Genomic DNA, 14,255 nt, shown 5'->3' with positions numbered 1-14,255 from the left:
CTAGCCGACGGCCAGCGCCATCACCTCGTCGGCGCAACCCCAACCCAGGGTGACGCCGGCCCCGCCGTGCCCGTAGTTGTGGATCAGCCGGGCCGGTCCGGCCAGCCCGGAGGCGTCCTCGGCCAGCCGGGCTCCGCCGAGCCGGCCGGGCCGCAGCCCGGCGAGCTGCCCGAGCACCGGCGCTCCGGCCAGCTCCGGGACCAGTGCGACGCATCGGGCCAGGATCGCCGCCCCGACCTCGTCGTCCGGTCCGGTCTCCGTCCGGTACGGCTCGAAGGTGCCACCCAGCACCACGTCCCGGCTGCGCGGGTGTACGTAGGTGATGCCGGCCGGGTTCTGCTCGTCGCGTACCGAGGCGGTCAGGCCGGGGTTGCCGACCAGCACGATCCGGCCCCGGATCGGGTGCACGGCCGGATCGTCGGCGAGTTTCCCGGCGGCCAGCCCGGTCGCGTTGACCACCAGCGGTGCCCGCCGCGCCGACGGCAACGCCTCGGTGGCGATCCCGGGCACGTCGGCGAGCCGGTCCACCCGGTACCGGCGCACCGGCACGTCCCGCCGGGCGAGCCGGTCGACCAGCCACTCCAGGTACGGGCCCATCTCGACGGTCGGCACGGTGAACCGCCACTGTCCGGCGTACCCGGGCGGGGGTGCGACGGCCCGGAAGTCGGGCACCGCCGGGGCCCACCACGGATCCCCGGTGACCGGCTCGCGCAGCAGCATCCGGGTCGGTCGCATCACCACCCCCGGCACCGCCTGCCGGGCCTGTCCGGCGAGCACCTCGAAGGTGCGCCGCGCCCAGCCCAGCACCCGGGAATCGCCACTGGTCCGGGTCGGGTACCAGACCGCGGCGGCGACCCGGGAGACGGTGTCGGCGGGCTCGTCGGCGCTCAGCACCGCCACCCGGGCACCGGCCTCGGCCAGCCGTATCGCGGTGGTCAGACCGACCACCCCTGCGCCGAGCACCACGACGTCCCGCATCCGACCAGCCTGCCGGTCGATACTGCCGGTGACAACCTCCCGCAGGGTAGTCGAAATATCACTCCAAGTCCATACAGGAAGACCCCTAAACCGCGCTGGAAGCCCGTAAGTAAATAAACTCGCTTGACGAGGGATCAATGAGGGTTTCTGCGCATGAAAGGTACGACTATGCTCGGGACCGTGAAGGAAGAGATGGACCGCGATCTCGGCGCTTCCACCCGGACCCAGCGCTACGTGGTGGTGTCCGAGGTCGTCGTCGAGGTGGAGAACGACTACCGGCTCCGGGCGGCGGCGCTGGCCAAGCTGGATGCGGTGGCGTCCAGCACCCCCGAGGGTCTGGAGCGGATGCGCAGCCGCATCGAGGGTGACACCGCGGTCGCGCTCGACTTCCTCACCGATCCCGTCGCCGCCATCGCCGCCGCAGACGGCATCCGCGCACACGGCCACGGCATCCGGGTGCGGCGCTACCTCCCCCGGGACGACGGCGACGGTGGCCCCGGTGGCGAGGAGCGGTGACCGCTCGCCGATCGCGTTCGACCGGTCCTGTGACGCGATGACCGCGCCCCCCGGAGCGAGCCGGTTCCTGCCCGGCCCTACCGGGGCAGGATCCGCTCGACCAGCAGCGGGACGAGCCGGTCGGCCTGGTCGTCGAGATAGAAGTGCCCGCCGGGCAGCGAATGCACGTCGAGCCCGGCGCTGGTGTGCACCACCCAGCGACGCGCGTCGGCGGTGGTGAAGGTGTGGTCCCGGTCCCCGACGATCGCGGTGACCGGACAGTTCAGCGGCTCACCGGCCGCATACTGATAGGTCTCGATCAGCCGCAGGTCGCTCCGGACCATCGGCAGGGTCAACTGCCGAATCTCGTCGAGTTCCAGCAGTTCCACGCCGGCGCCGCCGAGTTCCCGGAGGTAGGCGAGCACCCCGTCGTCGTCGCGCAGGTGCACCCCGATCGACCGCCGGGCCGACGGCGCCGGACCGGCCGACGCGAAGAGTCGGCGAACCGTCAACGAGTCGCTGTTCCGTAGCCGGCGGGCCACCTCGAAGGCGACCACGGCACCCATGCTGTGCCCGAAGAAGACCACCGGCCCGGTCAGTTCCCGCTCGACCGCCGCGACGATCTCGTCGACCAGTACCGTCATCTCCTCGATGACCGGCTCGCCGTACCGGTTCTGCCGGCCGGGATACTGGACCGCGACCACCTCGATCGGGTCGGGGACGAGTTCCGCGAAGCGCCGGTATCCGGCCGCCCCGCCGCCCGCGTGTGGAAAGCAGACCAGCCGGACCGTGGCCCGGGGTGCGGCTCCGAAGCGGAGGAACCAGGCGTTCGTGACCCTGCCGTACGTGCTCACCGGTGCAGCCCTTTCCCGTGCTGGAGTGTGCTCTGGCGGAGCCGGACGGTCACCCGTTCTCCTTCGTACCCGGTCCTGACCGGCTGCCGAACGTCCGGTCCAGCGCCGCGTACCGCTCGTCGGCCGTCTCCTCGTCGGCGGCCTGCTCCAGGGCGAGTGCCCGGACCAGGTCGTGGAAGAAGTACCGGGCCTGGCTCGAACCGTCGACCTGGGTGACGTCGAGCAGTCGGGCGTCGACCAGTTGTTCCAGCAGTTCCCGCGCGGTGGCGAGGGTGACGTCGAGCAGCACCGCGGCGGTCCAGATGGCGAACCGGGGCGCGTCCAACAGGGCCAGCAGCCGGAAGGCGCGCCGGGCCGGCTCGCCCAGGCCCTGCAGGCTCAGCGCCACGCTGGCCCGGACCTCCAGGTCGCCGATCCGGAGTTCGTCGAGCCGGCGGCGCTGACTGGAGAGCCGGTCGGCGAGCCGGGCGAGCCGCCAGTGCGGCTTCGCGGTGAGCCGGGCACCCGCGATGCGTACCCCGAGCGGCAGGTGGCCGCAGAGCTCGACGATGCGTACCGCGGCCTCCGGCTCGGCTGCCACCCGGGCGGCACCGACGATCTTGGAGAGCAGCTCCAGCGCCTGCTGGTGTTCGAGGACGTCCAGGTCGATCAGGGGTACGCCCTCCAGCGCCGCCAGCCGGGCCCGGCTGGTCACCATCGCCGCGCAGGTCGGGCTCTCCGGCAGCAGCGGGCGCACCTGCTGCTCGCTGGCGGCGTTGTCGAGCAGCACCAGCACCCGGCGCCCGGCCAGCCGGCTCTGGTAGAGCTGGATCCGTTCCGCCATCGACGGCGGGACCTCGGACGCCTCGGTGCCGAGCGCCCGCAGGATGGTGCCGAGCAGATCGGCGGGGTCCGCCGGCTGCGGTCCGGCACCGCGCAGGTCGAGATAGATCTGCCCGTCCGGGTACGACGACCGCAGCAGGTGGCCGACGTGGATCGCCAGGGCCGTCTTGCCCAGCCCGGCCATCCCGCCGATGACGCAGGCGAGCCGCCGCCCGCCGTTGTCCGCCCGGGTCCGCAGCAGCGCGACCACCTGGGCGGCCTCCCGGTCGCGGCCGGTGAAGTCGGCGACATCCGGAGGGAGCCGGGCCGGCAGCGGCTCGGCCGGGGTGTGCCGGACGACCACCCGGGCCTCGGATGCCGGCAGGGTGAGCGACGGCTCGGCGGCCAGGATGGACTTGTGCAGGTCCTGTAGTTCGCGTCCCGGATCGATGCCGAGTTCCTCGGCCAGCAGGTGCCGGTAGTCCTGGTAGCTGGCCAGCGCGTCGGCCTGCCGACCGCAGCGGTAGAGCGTCAGCATGAGCTGGCTGCGCAACTGCTCGCGCAGCGGTTCCACGGCGACCAGTCCGGTCAGTTCGACGACCAGCCGCCCGTGCTGGCCGAGCGCCAGTTCGGCGTCGATCCGGTCGCCGAGCACGGCCAGCCGCGCCTCCTCCAGGCGGGGCCGCTCCGCGTCGCTGAGGAACTCGGTCACCCCGGCGAGGGCGGGACCGCGCCAGAGCGCGAGGGCGCCGCGCAGCGCCGCGGCGGCGTCGGCCGGCCGACTCTCGGCGAGAGCGTCCCGGCCGCGCGCCGCGAGTTGCTCGAAACGCACCAGGTCGAACCGCTCGGGCGCGACCCGAAGTACGTAACCGGGGCGCTGCCGGACGATCTCGGCGTCCGGGGCGAGCTTGGCGCGCAGCCGGGAGACGTACGTCTGGATCTGCGCGGCGGCGGTGACCGGCGGGTCGTCCCCCCAGAGCACGACGGCGAGTCGCGAGTCGGAGACCACCCGCCCCCGCGCCAGCAGCAGTACGGCGAGCACGGTGCGCACCTTGGACGCGCTGAGCTCGACCACGCCGGTCGAGTCGACCACCTCGACCGAGCCGAGGATCCGGAATTCCATCCCCCTCGACCGGGAATGGTCGGCCAGCTCCGGGTCGGTGGGATCGGGCGGCGCCGGAGTCGGCGGGGTTCCGAACATCAGGACCTCCGGTGAGCGCGAGGAGCGTAGCGCAGCGGAGCCCCGCAGTCGCGAACGGACGCAAGCCGCCCGCCGCGGCTCATCGGAAGTCCTTGCCGTGGCCCACCGCGAGCGGCCGGCCGACGGCGCGGTAGCGGCGCCGCGTCTCGATGTCCAGGTCCTCGTAGACCGGGTCGAGGGCGTCGGCCATGAACAGCTCCCGCATCAGCGCCCGCTGCACCTTGCCACCGGGCGACTTGCGGACCTTGCCGGGGCGCAGGAAGGCCACGTTGGCCACCCGCACCCCGAAGCATCGGCTGAGCCAGTCCTTGACGGCGCGGGCCAGTGACGACAGCGTGGCCGGGTCGACCGGCTCCGCCTGGACCTCGTGCAGGACGACGATCTCCTGCCGGGGCGACGGCACCGCGAAGACCGTACCGGTCAGGTCGGCGAAGCGGGTGTCGGAGATGCGTACCGCCTTCTCCATGTCGTGCGGGTAGAGGCTCCGCCCGCCGATGACGAGCATCTCCCGCATCCGACCCAGCACGTAGAGCTCGGCACCGGCCCAGACCCCGAGATCACCCGTGCGCAGGTAACCGCCCTCGCCGTCGGCGGTGGTCGCCCCGAAGACCCGGTCGCTCTCCACCGCCCGCCGCCAGTAGCCGCGGGCCACGCTCCGGCCCCGGATCCAGATCTCGCCGAGTCGCCCGTCGGGTAGCACGGCGGCGGTGTCCGGGTCGACGATCCTGACGTCGAGACCGTTCACCGTGCCACTGCTGACGAGCGATCTCGCCGTGGCCGCATCGGCCGCCGCCGGCAACAGAATGTTCTGTTCCAACCGGCTCGGATCGAACCTTTCCAATGCGAGCGGACGACCGGGGCGGGTACCGGACACGAACAGTGTCGACTCGGCGATGTGATAGCCCACCCGGACCGCCTCGCGACGGAAGCCGGCCGGCGCGAACCGGTCGGCGAATTCGATCAGGGGCTCGGGTTCGATCGGGTCGGCGCCGCCGACGCAGGCGTGCTCCCAGCGGGTCAGGTCCACGCCCCTGACCTGCTCGTCGGTCACCTCCCGCGCACACAACCGGTACGCGAAGCCGGGTGCGGAACTGAGCCGTACATCGTATTTGTCAATAGCTTTCAACCAGCGGACCGGATCAGTAAAGAAATCGTCGGCCGCCATGAGCACGGTGGTGGCACCGCGATAGAGCGGTTCGAGCAGCATTTCGATCAGGCCGGCACCGTCGTGCAATGGCAGCCACCCAAGGGAACGGTCCTCGGGCGTCAGGGAAAAAGCGTCCCGAAATATCTCGAAGTTGTGCGTCAGGTTGCCATGGCTGATCATTACGCCTTTCGGATCGCTCGTGGAGCCCGTGGTGTAGCGCAGCAGCGCGAGCCCGCCCGGACTGATGTGTGTAGGGCCGTCCCACGCACCCGGGGCGGCCGGCCCGGCGATGTCGGTGGCGGTACACAGCAGCCGGTCCAGCCCGTCCTGACTCATCCAGTCCGAGACGGTGACCAGGCTCGCGCTGTCGGTCAACACGATGCGCGGATCGGAGTCCAGCGCTATCCCGGTGGCCCGCATGAGGTGGTGCTTGTCCCCGTTGGGCAGCGGGGCCGGCACCGGCACGATCCCGGCGTACATGCAGCCCAGGATGCTTTTGACGAACTCGAGGCCGGTCGGATAGAGCAGCAGTGCCCGATCACCCGGACGGCACCGGTCCCGCAGGCGGCCGGCCAACTCCCGGGCTGCCCGGTCCAGCTCGCCGTAACACAAAGATTCCGAATGCTCCTCACGTTCGCCCCAGCGGAGGAGGACAACAGCCTCCCGGTCCGGATCCTGGTCGGCGCGTCGGGCGACCCGCTCCACCAAACCCACGATTCCCACCCGCATTTCCCCCCAAAATGTTGGCTACGGGAAGCGTGGCCAACCACGGCGGACCACCCAATGAGCGACCGGCTCCGGGGGCCACGACCGCGGACGCCAGATCTCCCCAAACGCTCACGGACGGTTCCGCCTACGATATCGGTGCACGCATATTCAATCAAGTCAGGTTGGAGACACCGATAAGAACTTTGCGCGAAGCATCTGGAAAACATCCTGCCACTTATCGGGCCCGGGTCTTTACTACCGAAAAGTAACCTCGTTCCACGTTGCCGCAATGTCCCGCTCACCAGGGCAATTGGCCCGGTTCGGTCGGGACACTTCCACTTCTTTGTCGAAGCAGACAACATAGGCGGGCGTCGCGGGGATACGGTCGCGTATCTATAAGACAAGACAGTTTCACATTCTCGTCCGTAACCGGGCGATCCATGGCCGGAACGGGCCCCGCGGCGGAGTCGGGAAATAGCGGACGCGCCACGCGAGAAGCCCGCCCGGGCGGCCATGGGGCTGCCGGAGGCGGGCTCCGCTTGTTGGGTCAGACGTTTCGACTCGCCGGGTCAACCGTTTCGGCTAACTGAGTCAACCGTTTCGGCTACTTGGTCAGGCGTTCGACGGCTCCGCCATCGCCACCGCGATCTGCCGAGGGCCGGTGAACGGCTCGCGACCGTGCGCCGCGAGCATGTTGTCCACCACCAGCACGTCGTCGTACTGCCAGTCGAACCGTACGGTCGCGGCCCGGTAGCAGTCGCGCAGGTGGGCGATGACGTCGTCCGGGATCCGCGCCCCGTCGCCGTAGTAGGTGTTCGTCGGCAGGTCCTCCTCGTCGAACATCTCCAGGACCCCCTCCCGGACGTCCTTCGGCAACGTCGTCACGTGGAAGAACGTCGCGTGGTTGAACCACACCGTCTCGCCACTGACCGGATGTGTGTGCACCGGCTTGCGGACCGCCCGGGTCCGCAGCCCGCCGCCGTCCCGCCACTCGGTCTCGATCCCGTTGCCGGCGCAGTACTCGGCGACGGCCACCCGGTCGTCGGTGTTGAAGATCTGCTGCCAGGATGTGCCGAACGAGCCGTGGAAGTTGCGCACCACCATCCAGCCCCGCCGGACGAACTCCTCCCGGATCGTCGGGTCGATCGCCCGATACACCTTGCGGATGTCGGCCAGCGGGGTCGCGCCCCGGGTGGCCGGCGCCTGGCGGCAGTAGAAGTAGAGGGTGAGCGGCCACACCGCCTGATAGGAGTTCTCGTTGTGCAGGAAGATCTCCTCTTCCGGCGGATAGTCGGTCGAGGTGTAGACCTGGCCCTTGATGGTGCTACGCGGCGAGGAGCGCTCCGAATAGGTCAGCGGCGGGCCGGAGAGCGCGCGTACCACCGCGTCGAAGCCGTCCACGCCGCCGACGGAGAAGCCGCGCAGCAGCAGCGCACCCCGCTCGTTGAGAATCCTCCGCAGGCCGGCGCGATCGGCCCGGATCAGCTCCCCGATCTCGGCGCCGGCCGACTCGCGGGTGACCAGGTGCGGCATTGTTCCGGTGTCAGTGGTGGAGAGAGTCATGGTCGGAGTCCTTCGTCTGGACGAGCCCGCGGTTCAGGTCGGGAAAGGATCAGTCGGACATCGCCACCAGGACCCGACGCCGTCCGGTGAACGGGCGCCGGCCGTGGCCGACCAGTACGTTGTCGATCAAGAGCACGTCGCCCTGCCGCCAGTCGACGTCGACGGCGCTCTCCAGCCCACGGTCGCGGACCTGGATGACGTACTCGTCCGGGATCGGGGTGCCGTCGGCAAAGGTGACCGACTGCGGCAACTCGTCCGGCGGGAGCACCTCGGCCAGCGACTTCGCGGTCTCGTCACCGAGCGCCGCCGGGTGCCACTGGTCCGACTGGTTGAACCACACCTCGGTCCCGGTCACCGGGTGCCGGGTGGTGGACGGGCGGTCCTGGGTGACCCGCAGCCCGCCGTCGGGCTTCCACTCCCAGCTCGCCTCGGTGCTGCTCAGGAACGCCTCGACCTCGTCCCGGTCGGCGGTCTCGAAGGTGTCCTGCCAGCTCTTGCCGAGGCCGAAGCCGTCGTGCAGGTTCTGGGTGTAGCGCACCCCGCCGGCGTACGCGGCGCGTACCTCCGGGTCCAGGGACTCCAGCCACCGGACACCGTCGACCACCGGAGTGGCGCCGCCGGTCTCCGCGGCCGTGTGGCAGAAGAACATCAGCCGGGACGGCCACTGGTGCGCGTACGACAGCTCGTTGTGCATCGAGATGGTGAACTCGGGCGGGTACTCGGTGGAGGTGTAGACGTTCTTCCCCACCTTGGTGCGCGGCGAGTTGCCGTGCACGTACGCCAGGCGGTTGGGCAGCAGCCGGTCCATGACCGGGTCGAGCGTCTCCTCCGTCACCTGGAAGCCCCGGAAGACCAGCGCCTTCTCCGCGGTCAGCAGCTCTGCCAGGTCCGGCGTGGTCGAAAGGTAGTCGACCAGCCCCTGCGGACTCGCCTCGACCCCGGCGGCCGCCGGGTCGATCTCCATCGGTCTCCAGGTCTGGTGACCTTCCATCGGACTCTCCCTTCGAGGGGACTCCCGCGAAGGTGGAGACCGGTAGCGGGAATCGGAAGGTAATGCGTCGGTGACACAGCCGTCATCCAGTCCAAGGATGAGGGCAAGATCTATACTTTCTCGATACTGCGGCCATCAGACCGCTCGACGCCGGCTCCACCGCTCCCGGACCAGTCGGCTGCCGGCCGGACGATGTCGTTGCGGCCCGGCGCGGCGTGCCGGCCGAGCCGGCGGACGAGCCGAGCGTTGTCCGGGGACTTGACGATGCCCCGCACCGCCGGACTGACCAGGGCGAGAAGCACCAGCGAGGCCATCACCGCGCTCAGACCCAGCACCGTCGCCCGGACCCCGGCACCGCCCAGCAGCACCCCGCCGGCCAGCGCGCCGAGGAAGTTCGCCCCCGAGGCGAGCAGCGTGGCGACGGCGCCGATCCGGCCCATCATCGGGTCCGGGGTGATCCGTACCATGTAGACCCCGCCGACCACGTTGAACAGACCGCCGACGTAGCTGTTGACGGCGAAGATCACCGCCAGGCTGACCGGATCGGTGGTGAACGCCATCAGCGGCACCGTCAGCGCCCAGGCCGCCAGCCCGCCCACCACCAGGGTCCGCAGGGTGGCCCGGCGCATCCACCACATCCCGCTCAGCGCGCCGAGCATCCCGCCCACCCCGCTGGCTCCGATCACCGCACCGACCAGCGCGGCCGAACCGCCACCGTTGCGGATGGTGACCATCAGGGTCAGGGTCAGCGCCTGGAAGACGGCGTTGCTGACCGCGACGTAACCCAGCACGGTACGCAGGAAGCGCTGGTGCCAGAGCCAGGCAACGCCCTCGGCGATGTCGGCGCGCAGCGTACCGCGGCCCGCCGGCCGGGTCTGCTGGAAGGGTCGCCGGATCAGCAGCAACGCCAGCAGCGAACCGAGGTGGGCGACCGTGGTGAACAGGAACGGCGCCCACCTGGCAGCGGTGAAGAGGAGGCCGCCCAGCGGCTGGCCGATCAGCACCGCGGCCCGGCCACGGGTCTCGTTCTGGGTCAGCGCGGCCGGCAACTGCTCGGCCGGGACCAGGTGCCGGACGGCGGCCCGCTCGGCAAGCTGGTAGAAGACGGTCAGGCTGGTCTGCACGAACGCCACGACCATGAGCTGGGGCACCCAGACCCGATCGAACAGCACCGCCACCGCGACGCTGCCGGTGGCGACGAGACAACCCAGGTCACAGAGGATCATCATCCGGCGCCGGTCCCAGCGGTCCACGAACGCGCCCGCCGGCAACTGCACGAGCAGGTGCGGCAGCAGCGCGGCGGCACCGACCAGGCCCGCGTTGCCGGCCGAGCCGGTGTACCAGAGCACCAGCATCGGGTACGCGATCGAGGTGATCCGCGCCCCGGTCAGGGTGCCGGCCGCCCCGGTCCAGAGCAGCAGGAAGTCCCGGTTACGGCGCAGCGGGACGCTCGGCACGGGCGGCCCGCCGGGATTCGCGGGCGGCCCGCCGGGATCGGACGGCACCGCCACACCGGGCGGCGCCGACGAGGCGGTGGACGGCGCCGACGGCGCACCGCGCGGCACCGCCCCGCCGGATGGCGGGGCGGGCTCCTCCACGAGGCTCACGAGCCGGTCCCTGGCGGTTCGCCGACCGGACCACGACGGCACCACTCCAGTACCGCCATCGCGCTGTGCAGCTTGTTCTCCGCCTGCTCGAAGGCGATGCTCGCCGGCCCGTCCAGCACCTCGGCGGTGACCTCCTCGCCACGGTGCGCCGGCAGGTCGTGCATGAAGACCGCGTCCGGACTGCCGGCCCAGAGCCCGGTGCCGACCTGGAACGGGGCGAAGATCTCCCGCCAGTTCGGGTCGGGTTTGCTGGTGCCGGTCGTCTGCCACCGGGTGGTGTAGATGACGTCGAACCCGGCGGGCAGCTCGGCCATGTCGTGCCGCTCGCAGATCGTCGCGGTACCCCGGGCCGCCTGAGCGGTGGCGGTCGACCTGATCTCCTCGGTCAACCCGTAGCCGGGTGGCGTCCGCAGCTCCAGGTGGGTGCCGGCGTACCGGGTCAGGGCCAGGGCGAGCGCGGCGGCGCTGTTGTTGCCCTCCCCGACGTAGAGCACCCGCAGCCCGTCGATCCGACCGAAGTGGTCGAGCATCGTGGTCAGGTCGGTCAGCGCCTGGGTCGGGTGCTCGTCGGCGGTCATCGCGTTGACCACCGACATCCGGTCCTGGCCAGCCAGCTGGCGCAGCTCCGCCGGGTCGCCCGAGGTCCGGGCCACCAGCGCGTCGAGCATCCGGGACATCACCCGACCGGTGTCGGCGTACGTCTCGCCGGTGTTGAGCTGGAGATCGTCCGGCCCGTACGCGACGATCTGCGCCCCGAGCCGCAGCGCACCGCTGGAGAACGCGGTCCGGGTCCTGGTCGAGGTCTTCCTGAAGTAGACGCCGACCACGTCGCCGTCGAGCGGCCGCTCCCGCCGGGCCCGCCCGGACCGGAACCGTACCCCCCGGGCGACGATGGACCGCAGGTCCTCGTCGGTCAGGTCGTTGATCGAAATCAGATGCCGCACCGCCCGCGCCTCCTCCCGCACCGTGCCGCCGGCCGGCGGCACGTCCCCGGCCCGGTCGGCGGCGAGGCCGGGACGGCCGGCCGGCTCCCCGACCCGGATGGTCTCGCCGTCGCCGACCGCGGCGTAACCGGTCGGCTCTGCACCGCCGGGCCGCTCGGCCCAGCCGGCCAGCTCGGTGGCGACGAACGACTGCACCGCCTTGCCGGACTCGGAGTTGGTCAGCACCACGAAGCCGTCGCCGGCCCGGAGCCGGCCCAGGGTCATCGCCCGGTAGCCGACCGTCTCGCCCGGATGGCCGAACTCCAGGTCCGGCGCGGTGTCGTCGACGACCGTGCCGAGACCGTAGAAGCTGCCCGGCGAGGCGACCGCCACCAGTTCGGCGGCGAGCCCCGGGGTGAGCAGCTCACCGCCGCCCCGGTGCGCGCGGTGGATCTCGACCAGCACCCGGGCCAGGTCCGCGGCGGTCGTCCAGAGACCCCCGGCGGCCAGCGCCGGGCGGTTACGCCAGCCACCGGGTACGGGTACCCCGTGCGCGTCGTGCCCGAGCGCTACCCGTCGGGCCGGGTCGGCCGGGAACGCCGGGTCGAAGCTGCTGCCGGTCATGCCCAGCGGTGCGAGGACGAGCCGGTCGATCAGCTCCGGGAAAGGTTCCCCGGTCAGGTCGACCAGCACCTGTTGCAACACCGCGTAGTGGCTGTTGGTCTTCCGGAACGACTCCCCCGGGGCCAGGTCGGGCCGGACCGGCTCGGATGTCGCGGGCGGGCGGCCGTACAGCACGTCGAGCAGGGACGGTGCCGGCTCGGTCGGGGCGTACCCGGTGTTCGGGCTGGTGGAGAGGCCGGAGACGTTCGCCAGCAGGTGCCGTACGGTGACCGGCCCGGGTCCGTCCGGCACCCGCCACGAGGTCAGATACCGGTTCACGTCGACGTCCAGCTCCAGCCGCCCCTCGCGGACCAGCCGGAGTACCCCGAGCGCGGTGACGTGCTTGCTGATCGAGGCGACCTGGAACGGGGTCTCCGGGGTGACCGGCTCGGCTCCGCCGGCGACCAGTACGCCGTAGCCGCGTACCTCGGCGACCTGGCCGGCCCGGACCAGCGCGACACTCGCCCCTGGCACGTGGTGTGCGGACATGATGGGCAGCGGCGACGGACCGCCCTCGGCCTTCCCGGGCTCGACGACGGGGAGAAGCTGGGTCGGTTCGACCAGGACACTGGCCGGGGCCGGCGCGCCGAGGGCGACGGCCAGCTCGGCGACCGTGCCGTGCTGGTACAACATCCGCAACGAGACCGGGAGTCCGGCCTTCCGGGCGGCGGTGACGAGTTGCACGATCCGCATCGAGTCGGCGCCCAGGTCGAAGAACCTGTCGTGCACACCCACCCGGTCGATGCCGAGCACCTCGACACAGACCCGGGCGATCCGCCGCTCGGTCTCGGTGCGCGGCGCCACGAACTCCCGCTCCCCGCCGAACGAGGTCCGCTCCGGCGCCGGAAGGGCCCGCCGGTCCACCTTGCCGGCCGAGTTCAGCGGCAGCGCGTCCAGGGAGACGAACGCGGCCGGCACCATGTAGCCGGGCAGCGCCGCGGCCAGGAACTCCCGCAGCTCGGTCGGCTCGATCGGCCGGCCGTCCACCGGTACGACGTAGCCGGCGAGCCACTTCTCGCCGCCGGTGTCCTCCCGGGCCACCACCACACCGTTGCGGACGCTCGGATGGGCGAGCAGCCGCTCCTCGATCTCGGGCAGCTCGATCCGGTGCCCCCGGATCTTCACCTGGTGGTCCGCCCGGCCCAGGAACTCCAGGTTGCCGCCCGGCCCGTACCGGACCAGGTCGCCGGTGCGGTACATCCGGCTCCCGGCTGCCCTGCCGAACGGCTCCGGCAGGAACTTCTCGGCGGTCAGCTCCGGGCGGTTGACGTACCCCCGGGCGACGCCGTCACCGGCGATGTACAGCTCGCCGACGACGCCGAGCGCGACCGGCTGGAGATCCCGGTCCAGCACGTAGGTCCGGGTGTTGGCGATGGGTCGGCCGATCGGCACCACCTCGACGTCGCCGGGCACCTCCCAGGTGGTCGACCAGATGGCCGTCTCGGTCGGACCGTAGACGTTGACGAGTCGCTTCACCCGGCCGCGCAGTTCACCGGCGAGCACCGGCGGCAGCGCCTCGCCGCCGACCAGCCCGACCACCGGCCGCTCCGCGAATCCGGCGTCCAGCAGCAGCTTCCAGCCGGACGGCGTCGCCTGGACGTGGGTCACCGGAAAGCGGTCCAGCAGGCCGAGCAGTTCGCCGCTGTCCCCCACCTCGTCATCGTCGGCCAGCACCAGCCGGCCGCCGGTGACCAGCGGAAGGTACAGCTCCAGCCCGGATATGTCGAAGGAGAGCGAGGTCGCGGCGAGCCAGACGTCATCGCTGTCGGCGTCGAGCAGCCGCCGCATCGAGAAGAGCAGGTTCAGCAGCGCGCGGTGCGAGACCTGTACGCCCTTGGGCCGGCCCGTCGAACCGGAGGTGAAGATGATGTACGCCAGTTGGTGCTGGTCGTCACGGCGGGACACCGGTTCCGCCGGCCGGGACTCGATCACGTCGGAGTCCCGGTCGGCGAGGACGTGCCGGCCGGAGTAGACCCCGTCCAGCCGGCCGACCAGCCGTGACTCGCTCACCACCAGCTCCGCCCCGGCGGTTTCCAGCATGTAGCCGAGCCGTTCCGGCGGCAGGTCCGGGTCCAGCGGCACGTAGGCGGCGCCCGTCTTCCAGACCGCCAGCAGCCAGGCCAGCAGCGACGGCTCCCGGGGCAACAGCACCCCGACCACCGCCTCCGGCCCGACCCCGGCCGCCCGCAGGTGCCGGGCGTACCGGTTCGCCAGCGCGTCGAGTTCGGCGTACCGGACCCGCTCGCCACCCTGGACCACCGCCACCGACTTCGGGGTGGCCGCGGCCTGTGCCTCGATTACGTGGTGCACCGATCGACTCATCC

General features: G+C 71.4%; 9 protein-coding genes and 1 pseudogene. 1 reads left to right on the top strand and 9 read right to left on the bottom strand.

Annotated elements, in window-relative coordinates; all coding sequences use genetic code 11:
• A complete protein-coding gene (locus ABNF97_RS00270; protein WP_349337233.1) occupies positions 1-978 on the bottom strand; it encodes an FAD-dependent oxidoreductase in 978 nt (325 codons plus the stop codon).
• A gap of 180 nt (positions 979-1,158) precedes the next feature.
• Here ABNF97_RS00270 and ABNF97_RS00265 point away from each other — a divergent pair, with 180 nt between their 5' ends.
• Positions 1,159-1,494, top strand: a complete 336-nt coding sequence (locus ABNF97_RS00265) for a hypothetical protein (RefSeq protein WP_349337232.1) — start codon at positions 1,159-1,161, stop codon at positions 1,492-1,494.
• A gap of 77 nt (positions 1,495-1,571) precedes the next feature.
• On the opposite strand, the gene ABNF97_RS00260 is transcribed toward ABNF97_RS00265, so the two are convergent.
• The 8 genes and pseudogenes from ABNF97_RS00260 to ABNF97_RS00225 all read right to left on the bottom strand — a co-directional run.
• Positions 1,572-2,327, bottom strand: coding sequence for an alpha/beta fold hydrolase (locus ABNF97_RS00260; RefSeq protein WP_130462536.1), 756 nt, complete (start codon positions 2,325-2,327; stop codon positions 1,572-1,574).
• A gap of 49 nt (positions 2,328-2,376) precedes the next feature.
• Positions 2,377-4,329 carry a BTAD domain-containing putative transcriptional regulator gene (locus ABNF97_RS00255; protein ID WP_130462535.1) on the bottom strand — a complete coding sequence of 651 codons (1,953 nt, stop codon included), beginning with the start codon at positions 4,327-4,329 and terminating at the stop codon, positions 2,377-2,379.
• 79 nt (positions 4,330-4,408) lie between these two features.
• Entirely contained in the window at positions 4,409-6,199 is a 1,791-nt protein-coding gene (locus tag ABNF97_RS00250) for a fatty acyl-AMP ligase (RefSeq protein WP_349337231.1), read from the bottom strand.
• A gap of 597 nt (positions 6,200-6,796) precedes the next feature.
• On the bottom strand, positions 6,797-7,747 hold the full coding sequence (locus tag ABNF97_RS00245) for a TauD/TfdA family dioxygenase (protein ID WP_349337230.1): 951 nt from the start codon (positions 7,745-7,747) through the stop codon (positions 6,797-6,799).
• Between the two features lie 49 nt (positions 7,748-7,796).
• Entirely contained in the window at positions 7,797-8,738 is a 942-nt protein-coding gene (locus ABNF97_RS00240; protein ID WP_349337229.1) for a TauD/TfdA family dioxygenase, read from the bottom strand.
• A gap of 110 nt (positions 8,739-8,848) precedes the next feature.
• Positions 8,849-10,345 (bottom strand): MFS transporter, encoded by a 1,497-nt coding sequence (locus ABNF97_RS00235; RefSeq protein ID WP_349337228.1) that lies wholly within the window; start codon positions 10,343-10,345, stop codon positions 8,849-8,851.
• Entirely contained in the window at positions 10,342-11,289 is a 948-nt protein-coding gene (locus ABNF97_RS00230) for an ornithine carbamoyltransferase (protein WP_349337560.1), read from the bottom strand. Before ABNF97_RS00230 ends, ABNF97_RS00235 begins: the two co-directional genes overlap by 4 nt.
• Before the next feature lie 213 nt (positions 11,290-11,502).
• Positions 11,503-14,253: pseudogene (locus ABNF97_RS00225) on the bottom strand (non-ribosomal peptide synthetase); the annotation flags it as partial.
• Between the last annotated feature and the right edge of the window lie 2 nt (positions 14,254-14,255).

Source organism: Plantactinospora sp. B6F1 (assembly GCF_040120695.1).
Lineage (GTDB): Bacteria > Actinomycetota > Actinomycetes > Mycobacteriales > Micromonosporaceae > Plantactinospora.
Note: the sequence above shows the minus strand (reverse complement) of the source record. Positions and strands in the feature narration are given on the sequence as shown.